We start from the raw sequence: 16647 nt of genomic DNA, 5'->3' as shown, positions 1-16647 counted from the left end.
GAGCCTTCCGAATGAGCAATCCGACCGCCCCTAAACTTGCCTTGGCGGATGCCATCCGCGCCCTCGCGATGGATGCCGTGCAACAAGCGAACTCCGGGCACCCGGGCGCTCCCATGGGCATGGCGGAAATCGCCCAGGCCCTCTGGATCGGCAACCTGCGCCACAACCCCAAGGATCCCGCCTGGGCCAACCGCGACCGCTTCGTGCTGTCCAACGGCCACGGCTCGATGCTGATCTACGCGCTGCTGCACCTGACCGGCTATGACCTGCCGATCGAAGAACTGAAGAACTTCCGCCAGCTGCATTCCAAGACGCCGGGCCACCCCGAAGTGGGCATCACCCCGGGCGTGGAAACCACCACCGGCCCGCTGGGCCAGGGCCTGGGCAACGCCGTCGGCATGGCGCTGGCCGAAGCGCTGCTGGCCGCCGAGTTCAACAAGCCCGGCCACACCATCGTCGACCACCACACCTACGCCTTCACCGGCGACGGCTGCCTGATGGAAGGCATCTCGCACGAAGTGTGCTCGCTGGCCGGCACGCTCAAGCTGTCCAAGCTGGTGGTGCTGTATGACGACAACGGCATCTCGATCGACGGCCACGTCGAGCACTGGTTCGCCGACGACACCGCCAAGCGCTTCGAGGGCTACGGCTGGAACGTCATCCGCGGCATCGACGGCCACGACGCCGCCGCCGTGGACGCCGCCATCAAGGCCGCCCGCGCGCAATCGGAAAAGCCCACGCTGATCGTCTGCCGCACCGTCATCGGCAAGGGTTCGCCCAACATGGCCGGCACCCACAACGTGCACGGCGCGCCGCTGGGCAAGGACGAGATCGCCGCCACCCGCGCCGCGCTGGGCTGGTCGGCCGAGCCGTTCCAGATCCCGCAGGACGTCTACGACGGCTGGGACGGCCGCAAGGCCGGCGCCGCCGCGCAGGCCGAATGGCAATCGGCGTTCGACGCCTACGCCGCCGAATTCCCGGCCGAGGCCGCCGAGTTCACGCGCCGCATGAAGGGCGAGCTGCCCGCCGGCTACGCCGACCAATTCAAGGCGTTCCTGAACGCCACGCTGGAAAAGGCCGAAACCGTCGCCACCCGCAAGGCCTCGCAGTTCGCGATCACGGCGCTGGCCGCCGCGCTGCCCGAAATGCTGGGCGGCTCGGCCGACCTGACCGGCTCGAACTTCACCGACTGGAAGGGCGTGGGCGCCGTGCGCGCCGGCGACAAGGGCATCCAGTTCGGGCGCCACATCAACTACGGCGTGCGCGAATTCGGCATGGCCGCCATCATGAACGGCGTGGCGCTGCATGGCGGCTACCTGCCGTTCGGCGGCACCTTCCTGACGTTCTCCGATTACTCGCGCAACGCCATCCGCATGGCCGCGCTGATGAAGCAGCGCGTGGTGCACGTGTTCACGCACGACTCCATCGGCCTGGGCGAAGACGGCCCGACCCACCAGTCGATCGAGCACGCCGCCAGCCTGCGCCTGATCCCCAACCTGTCGCTCTGGCGTCCCTGCGACACGGCCGAAACCGCCGTGGCCTGGAACGCCGCCGTGACGCGTCCTGCCAGCATCGGCATGGACGTGCATGACGGCGGCCCGACGGCCCTGCTGCTGTCGCGCCAGAACCTGCCGTTCGTGCAACGCGATGCCGCCACCGTGGATGCCATCGCCCGCGGCGGTTACGTGCTGCGCGACGCCGAAGGCGCCCGCGCCGTGATCATCGCCACCGGTTCCGAAGTCGCCATCGCCCTGGACGCGCAAGCCCAGCTGGCCAAGGAAGGCATCGCGGTGCGCGTGGTGTCCATGCCGAGCACCGACGTGTTCGACAAGCAGGACGCCGCCTGGAAGCAATCGGTGCTGCCCAAGGGCCTGCCGCGCGTGGCAGTCGAGGCCGGCGTGACCGCCTTCTGGCACAAGTACGTGGGCCTGGAAGGCGCCGTGGTCGGCATCGACCGCTACGGCGAATCGGCCCCGGCGGGCGCGCTGTTCAAGTTCTTCGGGCTGACCGCCGACAAGGTGGCCGAGACCGTCAAGCAAGTTCTGTAAAAAAGGAGCCTAGTCATGACCATTCGCGTCGCCATCAACGGTTACGGTCGCATCGGCCGCAACATCCTGCGTGCCCACTATGAAGGTGGCAAGAAGCACGATATCGAAATCGTCGCCATCAACGACCTGGGCGATCCCAAGACCAACGCCCACCTGACCCGCTACGACACCGCCCACGGCAAGTTCCCGGGCACCGTCGAAGTCGACGGCGAGTACATGGTCGTCAACGGCGACAAGATCCGCGTGCTGGCCAACCGCAACCCGGCCGAACTGCCGTGGGGCGAGCTGAAGGTCGACGTGGTGCTGGAATGCACGGGCTTTTTCACCACCAAGGAAAAGGCCGGCGCGCACATCAAGGGCGGCGCCAAGAAGGTCATCATCTCGGCCCCCGGCGGCAAGGACGTTGACGCCACCGTCGTCTACGGCGTCAACCACGGCGTGCTGAAGTCGACCGACACCGTCATCTCGAACGCGTCGTGCACCACCAACTGCCTGGCCCCGCTGGTCAAGCCGCTGAACGACAAGCTGGGCCTGGAAAACGGCCTGATGACGACCGTCCACGCCTACACTAACGACCAGGTCCTGACCGACGTCTACCACGAAGACCTGCGCCGCGCCCGTTCGGCCACCATGAGCATGATCCCGACCAAGACCGGCGCCGCCGCCGCGGTCGGCCTGGTGCTGCCGGAACTGAACGGCAAGCTGGACGGCTACGCCATCCGCGTCCCGACCATCAACGTGTCGATCGTCGACCTGTCCTTCGTGGCCAAGCGCGACACGACCGTCGAGGAAGTGAACGGCATCCTGAAGGCCGCCTCGGAAGGCGAGCTCAAGGGCATCCTGGACTACAACACCGAACCCCTGGTCTCGGTGGACTACAACCACAACCCGGCCTCCAGCACCGTTGACGCGTCGCTGACCAAGGTCTCGGGCCGCCTGGTCAAGGTTTCGTCCTGGTACGACAACGAGTGGGGCTTCTCGAACCGCATGCTCGACACCACCGTCGCGCTGATGTCGGCCAAGTAAGCATCGCTGTCGAACCGAAGGGGACGAACAGGTTTTCCGCCACGGCGGAAAGCGGGTTCGTCCCCTTCGTTCGCCAACTCTAGGAGACGCAAAGCATATGTCCAAGGTCAATACCCTGTCCGCGCTGGCCAAGGCCGGCGCCCTGTCCGGCAAGCGCGTGTTCATCCGCGCCGATCTGAACGTGCCGTTCGATGACGCCGGCCGCATTTCCGAAGACACCCGCATCCGCGCCTCGGTGCCCGGCATCCGCCTGGCGCTGGACGCCGGCGCCGCGGTGATGGTCACCTCGCACCTGGGCCGTCCCAAGGAAGGCGAGCTGACCGAGGCCGATTCGCTGGCCAAGGTCGGCCAGCGCCTGTCCGAGCTGCTGGGCATGCCCGTGCCGCTGGTGCGCGACTGGGTCGACGGCGTCAAGGTCGAGCCGGGCCTGGTGGTGCTGCTGGAAAACTGCCGCGTCAACGTCGGCGAGAAGAAGGACGACGAGGCGCTGTCGCGCAAGATGGCGTCGCTGTGCGACGTCTACGTCAATGACGCCTTCGGCACGGCGCACCGCGCCGAGGCCACCACGCACGGCATCGCGCGCTTCGCGCCGGTGGCCTGCGCCGGCCCGCTGCTGGAAGCCGAGCTGGACGCGCTGGGCCGCGCGCTGCACGAACCGAAGCGCCCGCTGGTGGCGATCGTCGGCGGCTCCAAGGTGTCGACCAAGCTGTCGATCCTGCAATCGCTGGCCGACAAGGTCGACCAGCTGGTGGTGGGCGGCGGCATCGCCAACACCTTCATGCTGGCGGCCGGGCTGCCGATCGGCAAGTCGCTGGCCGAGCCGGACCAGGTGGAGCAGGCGCGCGCCGTGATCGAGCTGATGAAGCAGCGCGGCGCGGACGTGCCGATCCCGGTGGACGTGGTGTGCGCCAAGGCGTTCGGCGCGGACGCCGAGGCCACCGTCAAGGCGGCCGATGACGTGGCCGCCGACGACATGATCCTGGACATCGGCCCGCAGACCGCGCAGCAGCTGGCCGAGATCCTCAAGCAGGCCGGCACCATCGTCTGGAACGGCCCGGTCGGCGTGTTCGAGTTCGACCAGTTCGCCAACGGCACCAAGGTGGTGGCGCAGGCGATCGCGGATTCCGAGGGCTTCTCGATCGCGGGCGGCGGCGACACGCTGGCCGCGATCGCCAAGTACGGTATCGGCGAGCAGGTCGGCTACATCTCGACCGGCGGCGGCGCGTTCCTGGAATTCCTGGAAGGCAAGACGCTGCCGGCCGTGGCCGTGCTGCAGGAGCGGGCCCAGTAATCTTTCCGCCCGCGCGATGAAAAAGCCGCTCCGAAAGGAGCGGCTTTTTTTTCATGGGCCGGAGACCACATTGTCCGCCGCGGGGCATTTATTCCATCTTCGCGCCCGACAGCTTCACGATGCCGCCGTAGCGGTCGACCTCGGCGCGCATGAAATCACCGAAGGCCGCGGGCGTCTGGCCGGCGGGGACGATGGCGCCCATGGATTCCATGCGCTGGCGCATGGCCGGGTCGCTGGTGATGGCGTTGATGTCGCGGTTCAGGCGGGCGACGATGTCGTTGGGCGTGCCGGCCGGGGCGACGATGCCGTACCAGGCCGAGGCGTACATGTCGCTGACGCCCACTTCGGCAAAGGTGGGCACGTCCGGCAGGGCGGGCAGGCGCTGGCGCGAAGCGACGGCGAGGGCGCGCAGGGCGCCGGCCTGGACCTGGGCCAGCGAGCCGGTGTCGATCATCATGTCGACCTGGCCCGCGAGCAGGTCGGATACGGCGGGGCCGCTGCCTTTGTAGGGGATGTGCAGGATGTCGACGCCGGTACGCGCCTTGAACATGGCGCCAGCCAGATGCTGCGACGAGCCGACGCCGCCCGAACCGTAGTTGAGCTTGCCGGGCGCGGCCTTGGCGGCGTCCACCAACTGCTGCACCGACCGGTAGGGCGATTGCTTGGGCACTTCCAGGATGTTGGGGATCTCGGCGACGAAGGCGACGGGCGTGAAGTCCTTGACCGGGTCGAAGCCCAGGCGCGCATACAGGTGCGGGTTGGCGGCGTTGGTCGAGCTGGTGGCGACCAGCAGGGTGTAGCCGTCGGGTTTCTCGCGCACGAATGCGGCCGTGCCGATGTTGCCGCCGGCGCCGGCCTTGTTGTCGACGATGACGGTCTGGCCCAGGCGTTCGGTCAGGCGCTGCGCCAGCATGCGCCCCAGGGCGTCGGTGGCGCCGCCCGGAGGCCATGGCACGACCAGCTTGATGGGACGGTCGGGGTAGGCCTGGGCGTGGGACAGCGCGGGGAAGGCGGCAAGTGCGGCGAATGCGAGCGCGGCGCCGGCGGCGCGGCGCAGGAATGCGTGGGGCATGCTGGGGTCTCCTGGCGCGCGGTCCATGGGTTCGGCCGCGCTCTTGTTCAAGGGCCGCTGGACGGCCCCGTGAGCGGCCGCGAGGCCGCATCTGTTGTGCCCCAGACTCTACGCAATCCCCAGATTGATAAAAAGGGATAAATATTTAAGGAAGTCGATTCCTTTTTGGAATGAAGGCGCGTTTACTGTCGATCGGCGCTTGATTCTCCCCCGGTTTGGGGGACGCGGACTGGTGTAGGCTTGGCGCTCGCCCGCGCTCCGCGGTATCCGTCCACGTTTCGCCTGCCCCGCAGCACCATGAACCTACGTTTTCTTCCTGGCCTGAACAATTTCCGGGGCATGACCCGGGAGTCCGCGGGCCGCGATATTGCCGCGGGCCTGAGCGTGGCCGCGGTGGCGCTGCCGGTGGGGCTGGCGTATGCCGCGATGATGGGCGTGCCGCCGGTGGCGGGGCTGTGGGCGGCCATCGCGGGCATGCTGGGGTACGCGCTGTTCGGGTCGTCGCGCACCTTGATCGTGGGGCCGGACACGGCCACCTGCACGCTGATCGCGGCGACGCTGACCGGCATGGCGCTGACCTCGCCCGAAGACCGCCTGGTGGCGGCGACCGGCATTGCGCTGACCGTGGGGGTGGGCTGCCTGATCGCGCGGCTGCTGCGGCTGGGCGTGCTGGCCAACCTGCTGTCGCGGCCGGTGCTGATCGGCTACATGGCGGGCGTGGCGGTGACGCTGGCGCTGTCGCAACTGAGCGGCCTGACCGGCGTGGGCCTGCGCAACAGCGGGCTGGTGCATCCGTTCCTGGAACTGTCGCGGCGCGTGTCGGAGATCCGCATTCCGACGCTGTGCCTGGGGCTGGCGTCGTGCCTGCTGCTGGTGGCGATCAAGCGCTGGCGGCCGACCTGGCCGGGGCCGATCATGCTGGTGGTGGGCGCCTGCCTGCTGTCGTGGCTGTTCGATTTTCCCAGCCTTGGCATCGCGGTGGTGGGCGAGGTGCCGGCGGGCCTGCCGGCGCTGCGCCTGCCGGTGCGGCTGGACGGCGTGGACAACATCCTGCTGGGCGCGGCGGGTGTGCTGGTGGTGAGTTTTTCCAGCGGCATCGTGACGGCGCGCAGCTTTGCCGCGCGCACCGGCGAACACGTCGATCCGAACCGCGAGCTGGTCGGTTTCGGCGCGGCCAACGTGGCGGCCGGGCTGTTCCAGGGCTTCGTGGTGACGGGGGCCGATTCGCGCACGGCGGTGGGCCTGGCCGCGGGCGGCTCGTCGCCATTGGTGGGCGTGAGCGCGGCGGTGGCGCTGGCCGTCGTGGTGGGCCTGCTGAGCGCGCCGCTCTATTGGCTGCCGCAGGCGGTGCTGTCGGCGATCCTGCTGCTGGCGGCCGCCAGCCTGTTCGACGGCCAGGCCTTCATGCGGCTGGCGCGCATTTCGCGCATCGAGCTGGCCTTCGGCATCCTGGCGGCCGTGGGCGTGGTGGGCTTCGGCGTGCTGCAGGGCGTGGCGGTGTCGGTGGGCGCGACCCTGCTGTACGCCATGTACGTGTCCGGCAATCCGCGCGATGCGCTGCTGGGGCGGCTGCCGGGCGAGTCGGTGCTGGGCAAGATGCACCTGAACCCGCAGGCGCAGCCGGTGCCGGGCGCGGTGATCTGGCTGTTCGAGTCGTCGGTGTGGTTCTTCAACGCGGACGCTTTCCGCCGGCGCGCGCGCGAAATCATCGAGCAGGCCGGCGATGTCACCTGGTTCGTGCTGGACGCCGAAGCCATGACGCAGGCCGATGCCGACGCCATCGAGGCGCTGTACGAATTGCGGCGCGAGCTGCGCGACCGCGGCATGGTGCTGTTGGTGGCGGGCGGCCACGGCCAGTTCCGCATGGCGCTGGAGCGCTCGGGCCTGGCCGAGCGCATCGGCCGTGACAAGATCTTTGCGTCGCCCGAACAGGCGGTCGAGGCCATCGAGCGCTGGCGCCAGGGGCCGGCGCCAGCCACGCTCTCCTGATACTTGGCGCGGGCCGTGGCGCCCGCGCCTCAATCGATGATGTGATAGCCGCCGTCGATATACAGCGTCTGCCCGGTCATGCGGCGGGCGGCGTCGGTGGCGAGCCAGGCGGTGGCCTCGCCGACGTCGTCGATCGACACCAGGCTGCGCGCCGGCGCCTTGGCCTGGGCGCGGTCGAGCAGCGCGTCGAACTCGGCAATGCCCGAGGCGGCGCGGGTCTTGAGCGGTCCGGGTGAGATCGCATGCCCGCGGATGCCCTGCGGGCCGAGCTCGGCCGCCAGGTAGCGGGTGGCCGATTCCAGCGCGGCCTTCACCGGGCCCATCATGTTGTAGTGCTCGACCACCATCTGCGAGCCGTAGTAGCTCATGCAGAACAAGGTGCCGCCGGTCGGCATCAGCGGCTCGGCCAGCTTGGCCATGCGGATGAACGACCAGCACGACACGTCCATGGCCGTCAGGAAGCCGGCGCGCGAGCAGTCGGTGACGCGGCCGTGCAGGTCGTCGCGCGGGGCGTAGGCGATGGAATGCAGCACGAAGTCCAGGCCGCCCCATTCGGTCGCGATGCGCTCGAACACCGCCTCCAGCTCGCCCTCGCGCAGCAGGTCCAGCGGCATCAGCAGCGGCGCGTCGACCTGGCGCGCCAGCGGCTCGACGTGCGGGCGGGCCTTGTCGTTCAGGTAGGTCACGGCCAGTTCCGCGCCCATGGCGCGGAACGCCTTGGCGCAGCCCCAGGCGATGGAGTCGGCGTTGGCGATGCCGGTGACCAGGCCGCGCTTGCCGGCAAGAGGCAGGGCGGCGCTCATCGTTGCTTCACCAGGGCCAGCGTGTGCTGCGCGATGATCAGTTCTTCGTTGGTGCGCACCACGTACACGCCGATGCGGCTGTCGTCGCTGGAAATGCGCGGCCCGTGATGCGCATTGCGCTCGGGATCCAGCTTGATGCCGAGCCAGCCCCAATGCTCGCTGATGGCCTGGCGGATCTCGGCCGAGTTCTCGCCGACGCCCGCGGTGAAGACGATGCCGTCGATGCCGTTCATGGCGCAGCCCAGGCCGATCATGCCTTCGGCCACGCGCCAGGCGAAGTACTTGAGCGCCAGCCTGGCCGACGGCGCGTCGCTGGCCAGCAGCTCGCGCATGTCGTTGCTGATGCCCGACAGGCCCTTCATGCCGCAGTCGTGGTACAGCAGGTGCTCGATGTCGTCGTGCGACATGCCCTGTTCCATCATCCACAGCACCACGCCCGCATCCAGGCGCCCGGGCCGCGTGCCCATGGGCAGGCCTTCGAGCGCGGTGAATCCCATGGTGCTGTCGACGCTCCTGCCCTGGTGCATGGCGCAGGCCGACACGCCCGAGCCCAGGTGCGCCGCGATGATCTTGCCCATCGCGATCTCGGGCAGCGCCTGGCGCAGCCGCTGCGCGATGTACTCGTACGACAGGCCGTGGAAGCCATAGCGGCGCACGCCCTGCTGGTAGAGGTTCTCGGGCAGGGCGTAGCGGTCGGCCACGTCGGAATGGCTGCGATGGAAGGCGGTGTCGAAGCACGCCACCTGCGGAATCCACGGGCGCCGCTCGCGGATCACGCGGATCGGCGCCAGGTTGTTGGGCTGGTGCAGCGGCGCCAGCGGCGTGAAGGTGTCCAGCTTGGCGAGGATGGCGTCGTCGATCAGCACCGGCTCGGCCAGGTCGGGGCCGCCATGCACCACGCGATGGCCCACCGCCAGCGGCGCGCCGCCCAGGTGGCCGCTGAGCCAGGTGCCGACCACTTCCTGGCCGTTGGGCACGTCGGGCGCGTGGCTGGGCGCGATGTCGCGTTCCACCAGCGTCTGGCCGGCGGCGTCGCGCACCCGCAGGCGCGGATGGCTGGTGCCGATGCCTTCGAGCTGGCCGCCCAGGCGCGGCGCCAGGGCCTGCTTGCCGTCGATGTCGTACAGGTAGAACTTGATGCTGGAACTGCCGGCGTTGATGACGAGAATGGTGTCGGACATGGAGTCGATCGCCTCTTGATGCAACGGACAAGGCGGGGCCGGGGCCCCGCCGCTCATTCACGGCCTGTCGGCCCGCCTAAGCCAGCGGGCGCGCCTGCTGCGCGGCCAGGTGGTGCGCGTAGATCGCCGCCACCGCGCAGGACGCCAGGCGCGAACGCGGGCTGTCGGCGCGGCTGGTCAGGATGATGGGCACGCGCGCGCCCAGCACGATGCCGGCGGCCTCGGCGTTGGCCAGGAAGGTCAGGTTCTTGGCCAGCATGTTGCCGGCTTCCAGGTCGGGCACCACCAGCACCTGGGCCACGCCCGCCACCAGCGAGCGGATGCCCTTGATGCGGGCGGCGTCGGGGCTGATGGCGTTGTCCAGCGCCAGCGGGCCGTCGAGCACGCCGCCGCTGATCTGGCCGCGGTCGGCCATCTTGCACAGCGCGGCGGCCTCGATGGTGCTGGGGATGCTGGGCGTGACCTGTTCCACCGCCGACAGGATCGCCACGCGCGGCTCGCCCAGGCCCAGGCCGTGGTGCAGGTCGATCACGTTGCGGATGATGTCGGCCTTGGTTTCGAGGTCCGGAAAGATGTTGATGGCCGCGTCGGTGATGAACAGCGGTTCGGCGTAGGTCGGCACTTCCATGATGAACACATGGCTGATGCGCCGGCCGCTGCGCAGGCCGGTGGCGCGCGCCACCACCTCGTGCATCAGTTCGTCGGTGTGCAGGCTGCCCTTCATCAGCAGCGAAGCCTCGCCGCCGCGCACCAGCGCCACGGCGGTCTCGGCCGCGGCGTGGCTGTGCGGCGCATCGACGATGCGGGCGTCGCCCAGGTTCAGCTTGTGCTGCGCGGCCGTGTCGCGGATCTTGAGTTCCGGCCCCACCAGGATGGGGCGCAGCAGGCCCAGGTCGCGCGCTTCCAGCGCGGCCGACAACGACGGTTCGTCGCAGGGATGGGCGATGGCGCAGGCCGCGGGCGCCAGGGTCTGGGCGCGCGCGATCAGTTTGTCGTAGTGCGTGGAGGTGGGCAGGCTCATTCCGGTTTGGCCTTGGCGGTGGCGGGTTTGCGGACGCGCGCGGGCGCGGCTTCCTTCTTGCGGGCGGCGGCCTTGACCGCGGCCTGCGGCGTGGACTTGGCGGCGGCCGCCGTGGCGGCGCGGCGCGCACGGGCGGCGGGCGGCGCCGGCGGCGACGGTTGCAGTTTCGCGGTGGCGGCGCGCACGGCCTTGCGCGCGCCCGGCGCCGGCTCATGCTTTTGCGCGCGGCGCGCGGCGGTCTCGAAGATCCGTTCCATCTCGGCCAGGCTGTCACGCGCCGCCGGACTCAGGGGCTGGGCCGCCTCGAGCACGTGTTTCATGGCCTCCAGCGCCTCGCGGATGGCGGCGGGCGACGAGTCTTCCAGCAGCTTCGGCATGGTCTGCAGCACGGCCGCGGAATCGAGCCGCATCATCATGGCCTGGTCGCGGGTGATGTCCTTGAATTCCTGCAGCGTCATGGCGTTGCCGGCCTCGGCCCGCATCTTGCGGATCAGCGCGAAGCTGCGTTCGTCCAGGCCGCCCTCGGCGCCGGCCACGTACAGCAGCATGCGGATGGCGGCCACGCGCAGGCCGCCTTCCTGCAGCAGCGAGCGCAGTTCGGCGGCGCGTTCTTCCATGAAGCGGCGGTGTTCGGGCGACACGCCGGGGTGGCGGCGCGGCTGGCCATCCTTGCCGCCCAGCCCGGCCAGGTCCTGCACCAGCGGCGAGCCGTAGACGCTCATGAAGGTGCGCTCGTCGGCCGAATCGCGCAGTTCCTGGAAGATGTTCAGGCTGGTCTCGACCAGCTTGGAAAACATTTCCTGGGCCAGCAGGAACGGGTTGTCGGGCGACACGGGCTGGCGATGTTCGCGCACCTGCTCGGCCACCTGGGCGATGGGCGCGATCAGCGGGTTGCGGTCGGACACCAGTTCGTAGGGCAGGCGCAGCGGATGCAGGCGCTGGCTCCATTCGGCCGATTGCGGCGTCACCAGGGCGCGCACCCAGGGCTGCACGAAGCTGCGGTACATGCCCAGGTTGATGTCGGAGATGCGGGCCACGGCGGCAAAGCGCAGGTCGTCGTCTTCCTTGCGTTCGACGATGGCGCGCACGTCGTCCATGCGGCGCTGCTCGAACGACAGCACGTAGTTGCCATAGGCCAGGTCGGCGTTGGGCGTGTCCGGCGTCTTGTCGGCGATCTCGGCCTGGTAGATGCCCGGCGGCAGCACATCGATCATGTCGATGTTGGAGGTGAATTCCTGGTGTTCCTTGCGCGCCACGCTGCCGGACACGAAGATGCCCAGGTGGCCGATGCTTTCATGCACGGCGTAGACGATGGTCTGGTCGTGCGCCAGCACCTCGGCGTCGTCCTGGTACAGGTCGGGGATCCAGCCCAGCGCCTGCGGCGGCGGCGTGATGTTGTCGCCCTTGGAGCAGAACACCACGATGGGCGAGCGGATGTTGCGCAGGTCGATGCGGATGCCGTCCGACGTGACCAGCCCGGCGGTCGACAGCCGGTTGCCGACGAACAGGTTGTCGACGATGTACTGGATTTCCGGCCCGTTCAGGAACACGTGGCCGCCCCACCATTTCTCGAAGCTCAGGTAGCGGCCGGCTTCGGTGTCGACCTTGGAATACAGGTTGTACTGCTTGGACCAGAGCGTGTTGGCCGGATTGAGGTTCTCGAAGTTCTGCACCAGCCAGGCGCCGTCGAACTTGCCGTCGCCCAGGTCGCTGGTCAGCGCGGTGAGCCAGCTGCCGCCCAGCAGGCCGCCGGCGTAGCGCATCGGATTCATGCCGCGCCAGCCCGCCCAATAGGACAGCGGCGCGCCGGCGATGATGATGGGGCCGAACAGCTCGGGACGCACGGCGGCGGTCATCATGATCTGCCAGCCGGCCTGGCAGTTGGCCACCACCACCGGCTTGCCTTCGGCGTCGGGGTGGCGCGCGATGATCTCTTCCAGGAAATGGGCCTCGGCCTTCATCACGTCTTCGACGGTCTGGGTGGGCACGGGCTGCGGCAGGAAGGTGGCGAAATAGCAGGGATGGCCGGCGCGCACCGCCACGCCGATCTCGCTCTCGGGCTTGAAGCCGCCGATGCCGGGGCCGTGGCCGGCGCGCGGATCGACCACCAGGAAGGGGCGCTTGATCGGGTCGACCGTCACGCCTTCCGGCGGCTTGATGCGCAGCAGGCCGTAGTTGACCGGGCGCGGCAGTTCGCGGCCGTCCAGCACCAGTTCGTACTCCATGCTGAGCACGTTGGGGGCCCGCTTGGCCATGTGGTCGTGGTACTGGTTGCCGCGCTGGCGCATCACATCGGCGTACAGCACGCCGCGCTGCCAGGCGTCCACAGCGTATTCATAGGCGGCCGTCCAGGGGTTGAAGGACGGGGCGGGGACGCGATCGTTGCCGGATCCGGCCATGGCGATCTCCTATAGGTAGCACCCGGCAGCGGGTGCTACCGGACCGGTTCCTCAAGTGGAACCAGCTGACTTGACCCCCCCATTACACCTGAATGGATGTTGCATCGCAACATGGGGACGGTTGATGCAGGTCAAACGTCGGGGACTATCCGTCCCTGCTTGTTCGCGGCAGCCGCGCCCGGCCTCACGGCGCGTCGTGGCAAGCGGCTTCGATACGGTTGCCGGATGGGTCCGACAGAAAGGCGGCGTAGTAATGCGGGTGGTAGTGGGGGCGCGGGCCGGGGGCGCCTTCGTCACGCCCGCCGTGGGCCAGCCCGGCGGCATGGAACGCGTCCACCGCGGCGCGGCTGGCGGCCTTGAAGCACCAGTGGCGGCGCGCCGGCGCGCTCGGCGACGCGGCCGGATCGGCCTGCACGCTCAGGTAGGTGTGGCCGGAATCGCCGGGGCGGCAGCGTTCGCCGTAGCCCAGCGCGTCGGCGTGGTCGTAGACCTTGGCCGCGCCCAGGGCGGCCATGACGGCGTCGTAGAAGGGCCGGGCGGTGTCGAGCCCGGCGACGCTGATGGAGACGTGATCCAGCAATTGCATGGCGGCTCCGGGTGGTGGATCAGGCGCGGGCGGCCGCGTTGTGATCCAGCCATTTGCGCACCGAGGGCCGCTGCCATTGGATCTCGACATACTCGCGCAGCGGGTCGGGCAGGCCGTCCTGCCACAGGCGGCGCAGCGCCACCGCCAGGTCCAGGTCGGCGATGCACCAGTCGTCGAACAGGCTGGCCTGGCCCGCGCCGATCAGGGCGCCGGCCACGTGGATCAGCTTGGCCGCGGCCGCATGGCCGGCGTCGGACAGGGGTTGTCCGGCGTCGCCGTAGAACACCGATTCGGTCGGCCGTTCCTGGCGCAGGGCGCCCAGGTCGCTGCGCAGCCAGGCCTGCAGCTGGCGGGCGCGGGCGCGCTCGCGCGGCTGGGCCGGGTACAGGGCGGTACAGGCCGGCGCCGGATGCAGGTCTTCCAGGTACTCGGTGATGGCGGTCGATTCGGTCAGGTTGAAATCGCCGTGGGTGAGGGCCGGCACGCGCGCGGTCAGGGCGCGGCACTGGTAGGGCTGCATGCGCTGTTCGCCCGCGTCCAGATCGATCAGGCGGACCTCGAAGGGCAACTGTTTTTCGGCCAGCGCCACATAGGCCGACATGGCGTAGGGGCTGAGGAACTGGGAATCGACGTACAGCGTAAACGGGGCGCCCAAGTGGATCTCCGGTCAGGCGATTGAAAAAACTCCAACGTTGCGCCTTCGGCTTGCTGCCCCGGAAAAGGGGCTTTCATCTCGAGGCGGCGCGGCGTTGAAAAAGGGGTGCGTAGCGCAAAGCGTAACGCAACTGAAATTTCGCGTGTCGCGCCGGCGCGTCAGTCGACGATGAACAGCCTGGCGCCGGTGGTGGTGGACGAGCGATGCGGCTCGGCCTGGTCGGCCACCTGGTAGCTCATGCCGGGCGTCAGCACGAAGGTGCGACCGTCTTCCAGCTCGGTATGCAGCTCGCCTTCCAGGCAGAACAGGATGTGGCCCTTGCTGCACCAGTGGTCCGCCAGGTAGCCCGGCGTGTATTCGACCATGCGCACGCGCAGGTCGCCGAACTGGCGGGTGCGCCAATAGGCCATGCCGGTGTCGCCGGCATGTTCTGTGGCTTCGACCTCGGACCAATCGGTGGTGCCGAAGGGGATGTTGCTCATCTTCATGTGTTTTTCCCTTGGGGGCGGCGCGCCCCGCGCGCCGCGAATGGAGGACTCAGGCGGCCAGCTTCTTCTGCCAGAACATGGCGCGGCCGGTGTCTTCGTCCAGCGAATAGCCTTCGTAGCCCAGCTTGCGGTACAGGCCCTGGGCCACGTCGTTGCCTTCCAGCACTTCCAGCGTGATCTTGCAGCAGCCCAGCCGGCGGGCGCGGTCTTCCAGCGCGGCCAGCAGCTGCTTGCCCACGCCCTGGCCCTGGAACCGGGGCGACACGCCCAGGTCGTGCAGGTTGACCAGCGGACGGCAGGCGAAGGTCGAAAAGCCCTCGATATAGATGGCCACGCCGGCCGCCTCGCCGTCGACCCGCGCCAGCAGGGCGCGCGCCGTCGGCCGCTTGGCCAGTTCCGGAATCAGGTTGCGCTGGGCGTACTCGGGCAGGGGCGTGTTGCCGCCCATGGGGCCGCTGGCGTATTCGTTGAGCATGGCCAGCACCTGCTGGCCGTGTTCCGGGTTGTTGAAGTCGACGTCGATGATTTCCAGCACGATCGGTTCCTGTTCATTGGCGATGGCCTGCCGGGCCCGGCGGCGGGCGCGGCAACCGTCCATTATGCGCGAAGCCGCGCGGCTGACGAAACGCATTGAAAAATCGCACCGTAACCCCTATCTTCTTTCCATTCAGGGCCGAATCCGGCGCGAGCCGCCTTTGGCTGCAACCCTTACCATGGGCTGGGAAATGGAGTTCAAGGACTACTACAGCATTCTTGGTGTGGAGCGCGGCGCCTCCGAAGACGAGATCCGGCGCTCCTACCGCAAGCTCGCCCGCAAGTACCACCCCGACGTCAGCAAGGAAAGCGACGCCGAGGCGCGCATGCGCGACGTCAATGAAGCCTACGACGTGCTGCGCGACAAGGAAAAGCGCGAGGCCTACGACAATCTCGCCGCCGGCGTGTCGCCGGGCGGGGGCTTCCAGCCGCCGCCGGGATGGGACGAGGGCTTCGAGTTCCACCGCGGTCCGGCGTCGGGCGAAGAGGCCCAGTTCAGCGAGTTCTTCTCGTCGCTGTTCGGCGGCCGCGGCCGCCGCGGCGCGCCGGGCCAGGGCCACCAGCAGGAATTCCGCGCCCGCGGCGACGACCACCACGCGGCCATCGAGGTCGACCTCGAAGACGCTTTGCAGGGCGCCACCCGCGACATCAGCCTGCGCTCCATGACGGTGGACGACCAGGGCCGCCCGCAGGTGCAGACCCGCACGCTCAGCGTGCGGATCCCCGCGGGCGTGCGAGAGGGCCAGTTCATCCGCCTGGCCGGGCAGGGCATGCCGGGCTACGGCGGCGGCGAGAACGGCGATCTGTACCTGGAGGTCCGCTTCAAGCCGCACGCCCGCTACCGCGCCGAAGGCCGTGACCTGTACATGACGCTGCCGGTGGCGCCGTGGGAAGCGGCGTTGGGCGCCAAGGTCAATGCGCCGACGCCGGGCGGCACGGTCGAGGTCTCGGTGCCCGCGGGGTCCGGCAACGGCCGCAAGCTGCGGCTGCGCGGCCGCGGCATTCCGGGCGATCCGCCCGGCGACCTGTACCTGGTGCTCGAGCTGGCGCTGCCGCCGGCCGACACCGAAGCGGCCAAGGAGGCCTACCGCAAGATGCAGCACGACCTGCCGTTCAACCCGCGGCGCCACCTGGGGGTCTGATCATGAAGAAAGTCGTCATCAGCAGCGCCACCGTGGTGGGCAAGTCGCAGCCGCTCAGCGCCGACGACCTGGCCCGCGCCTGCGGCGCGGAAGTCGAATGGGTCGCGCAACTGGTCGAGGTCGGCATCGTCGACGCCAGCGGGCCGCGTCCGGCCGAATGGCGCTTCTACAGCGTCGACCTGCAGCGCGCGCTGGATGCGCGCCGCCTCGAGCGCGACTTCGGCGCCGGCCTGGATGCCGTGGCGCTGATCCTGGACCTGAGCCAGGAGGTGCGCCGCCTGAAGGCGCAACTGCGCGCGCTGGGCGCGACCGGCGAATAGGGCGGCCGGTGGACAGGGCGGCCGGCGGACAGGCGCCTGGCCGCCGGTGACGGTACTGGCCGCGGCTGGGCGGCCTGCGGCACAATGGCCGC

15 protein-coding genes are annotated in these 16647 nt (G+C 69.2%); 6 read left to right on the top strand and 9 right to left on the bottom strand.

From position 1 onward, the window contains the following. Positions 1 to 11 precede the first annotated feature (11 nt). The 3 genes from tkt to ACVN9Z_RS01170 all read left to right on the top strand — a co-directional run bounded on the left by tkt (position 12) and on the right by ACVN9Z_RS01170 (position 4365). A complete protein-coding gene (tkt, locus tag ACVN9Z_RS01180) occupies positions 12 to 2048 on the top strand; it encodes a transketolase (RefSeq protein WP_458212998.1) in 2037 nt (678 codons plus the stop codon). Between the two features lie 15 nt (positions 2049 to 2063). Beyond that, on the top strand, positions 2064 to 3074 hold the full coding sequence (gene gap / locus ACVN9Z_RS01175) for a type I glyceraldehyde-3-phosphate dehydrogenase (protein WP_020926693.1): 1011 nt from the start codon (positions 2064 to 2066) through the stop codon (positions 3072 to 3074). Positions 3075 to 3171: 97 nt separating this feature from the next. Continuing rightward, a complete protein-coding gene (locus ACVN9Z_RS01170; RefSeq protein WP_020926694.1) occupies positions 3172 to 4365 on the top strand; it encodes a phosphoglycerate kinase in 1194 nt (397 codons plus the stop codon). A gap of 88 nt (positions 4366 to 4453) precedes the next feature. Here ACVN9Z_RS01170 and ACVN9Z_RS01165 read toward each other — a convergent pair whose 3' ends face one another. Then, positions 4454 to 5437, bottom strand: a complete 984-nt coding sequence (locus tag ACVN9Z_RS01165; protein WP_020926695.1) for a Bug family tripartite tricarboxylate transporter substrate binding protein — start codon at positions 5435 to 5437, stop codon at positions 4454 to 4456. 297 nt (positions 5438 to 5734) lie between these two features. Between ACVN9Z_RS01165 and ACVN9Z_RS01160 the strand changes: the two genes are divergently transcribed. Beyond that, entirely contained in the window at positions 5735 to 7426 is a 1692-nt protein-coding gene (locus ACVN9Z_RS01160; RefSeq protein ID WP_006385603.1) for a SulP family inorganic anion transporter, read from the top strand. 29 nt (positions 7427 to 7455) lie between these two features. Here ACVN9Z_RS01160 and fabI read toward each other — a convergent pair whose 3' ends face one another. From fabI to ACVN9Z_RS01120, 8 genes are all read right to left on the bottom strand, one after another. Further along, a complete protein-coding gene (fabI, locus tag ACVN9Z_RS01155) occupies positions 7456 to 8229 on the bottom strand; it encodes an enoyl-ACP reductase FabI (RefSeq protein WP_458212997.1) in 774 nt (257 codons plus the stop codon). Next, the gene (locus ACVN9Z_RS01150; RefSeq protein ID WP_020926697.1) at positions 8226 to 9410 is read right to left on the bottom strand and encodes an acetate/propionate family kinase; all 1185 of its coding nucleotides are present in this window, start codon (positions 9408 to 9410) and stop codon (positions 8226 to 8228) included. The genes fabI and ACVN9Z_RS01150 overlap by 4 nt, the downstream gene beginning before the upstream one ends. A gap of 76 nt (positions 9411 to 9486) precedes the next feature. After that, positions 9487 to 10431, bottom strand: a complete 945-nt coding sequence (locus ACVN9Z_RS01145; RefSeq protein WP_024070154.1) for a phosphate acetyltransferase — start codon at positions 10429 to 10431, stop codon at positions 9487 to 9489. Beyond that, positions 10428 to 12830, bottom strand: coding sequence for a DUF3141 domain-containing protein (locus ACVN9Z_RS01140; RefSeq protein ID WP_458212996.1), 2403 nt, complete (start codon positions 12828 to 12830; stop codon positions 10428 to 10430). Before ACVN9Z_RS01140 ends, ACVN9Z_RS01145 begins: the two co-directional genes overlap by 4 nt. A 184-nt stretch (positions 12831 to 13014) precedes the next feature. Then, positions 13015 to 13416 (bottom strand): VOC family protein, encoded by a 402-nt coding sequence (locus ACVN9Z_RS01135; protein WP_458212995.1) that lies wholly within the window; start codon positions 13414 to 13416, stop codon positions 13015 to 13017. A gap of 19 nt (positions 13417 to 13435) precedes the next feature. Next, entirely contained in the window at positions 13436 to 14071 is a 636-nt protein-coding gene (yfcF, locus tag ACVN9Z_RS01130) for a glutathione transferase (RefSeq protein WP_020926702.1), read from the bottom strand. 158 nt (positions 14072 to 14229) lie between these two features. Next, complete coding sequence (locus ACVN9Z_RS01125; protein ID WP_053499157.1) at positions 14230 to 14559, bottom strand: DHCW motif cupin fold protein; 330 nt, start codon at positions 14557 to 14559, stop codon at positions 14230 to 14232. Positions 14560 to 14608: 49 nt separating this feature from the next. Next, positions 14609 to 15094 (bottom strand): GNAT family N-acetyltransferase, encoded by a 486-nt coding sequence (locus tag ACVN9Z_RS01120; RefSeq protein ID WP_026383191.1) that lies wholly within the window; start codon positions 15092 to 15094, stop codon positions 14609 to 14611. Positions 15095 to 15284: 190 nt separating this feature from the next. On the opposite strand from ACVN9Z_RS01120, the gene ACVN9Z_RS01115 reads away from it, so the two are divergent. Together ACVN9Z_RS01115 and ACVN9Z_RS01110 are read left to right on the top strand one after the other, a co-directional pair. Beyond that, complete coding sequence (locus ACVN9Z_RS01115) at positions 15285 to 16235, top strand: DnaJ C-terminal domain-containing protein (protein ID WP_035181969.1); 951 nt, start codon at positions 15285 to 15287, stop codon at positions 16233 to 16235. Positions 16236 to 16237: 2 nt separating this feature from the next. Beyond that, the gene (locus ACVN9Z_RS01110) at positions 16238 to 16555 is read left to right on the top strand and encodes a chaperone modulator CbpM (RefSeq protein ID WP_006385593.1); all 318 of its coding nucleotides are present in this window, start codon (positions 16238 to 16240) and stop codon (positions 16553 to 16555) included. Positions 16556 to 16647: the final 92 nt, after the last annotated feature.

The organism is Achromobacter sp. KK8 (assembly GCF_054188005.1).
Note: the sequence above shows the minus strand (reverse complement) of the source record. Positions and strands in the feature narration are given on the sequence as shown.

Excerpts from the sequence above, each read along its gene's own strand:
- ACVN9Z_RS01160 (WP_006385603.1), top strand. The coding sequence starts at position 5,735 with ATGAACCTACGTTTTCTTCCTGGCCTGAACAATTTCCGGGGCATGACC.
- ACVN9Z_RS01165 (WP_020926695.1), bottom strand. The coding sequence starts at position 5,437 with ATGCCCCACGCATTCCTGCGCCGCGCCGCCGGCGCCGCGCTCGCATTC.
- gap (WP_020926693.1), top strand. The coding sequence starts at position 2,064 with ATGACCATTCGCGTCGCCATCAACGGTTACGGTCGCATCGGCCGCAAC.
- ACVN9Z_RS01115 (WP_035181969.1), top strand. The coding sequence starts at position 15,285 with ATGGAGTTCAAGGACTACTACAGCATTCTTGGTGTGGAGCGCGGCGCC.
- fabI (WP_458212997.1), bottom strand. The coding sequence starts at position 8,229 with ATGAGCGCCGCCCTGCCTCTTGCCGGCAAGCGCGGCCTGGTCACCGGC.
- ACVN9Z_RS01170 (WP_020926694.1), top strand. The coding sequence starts at position 3,172 with ATGTCCAAGGTCAATACCCTGTCCGCGCTGGCCAAGGCCGGCGCCCTG.
- ACVN9Z_RS01150 (WP_020926697.1), bottom strand. The coding sequence starts at position 9,410 with ATGTCCGACACCATTCTCGTCATCAACGCCGGCAGTTCCAGCATCAAG.
- ACVN9Z_RS01110 (WP_006385593.1), top strand. The coding sequence starts at position 16,238 with ATGAAGAAAGTCGTCATCAGCAGCGCCACCGTGGTGGGCAAGTCGCAG.
- ACVN9Z_RS01125 (WP_053499157.1), bottom strand. The coding sequence starts at position 14,559 with ATGAAGATGAGCAACATCCCCTTCGGCACCACCGATTGGTCCGAGGTC.
- ACVN9Z_RS01135 (WP_458212995.1), bottom strand. The coding sequence starts at position 13,416 with ATGCAATTGCTGGATCACGTCTCCATCAGCGTCGCCGGGCTCGACACC.
- tkt (WP_458212998.1), top strand. The coding sequence starts at position 12 with ATGAGCAATCCGACCGCCCCTAAACTTGCCTTGGCGGATGCCATCCGC.
- ACVN9Z_RS01140 (WP_458212996.1), bottom strand. The coding sequence starts at position 12,830 with ATGGCCGGATCCGGCAACGATCGCGTCCCCGCCCCGTCCTTCAACCCC.
- ACVN9Z_RS01145 (WP_024070154.1), bottom strand. The coding sequence starts at position 10,431 with ATGAGCCTGCCCACCTCCACGCACTACGACAAACTGATCGCGCGCGCC.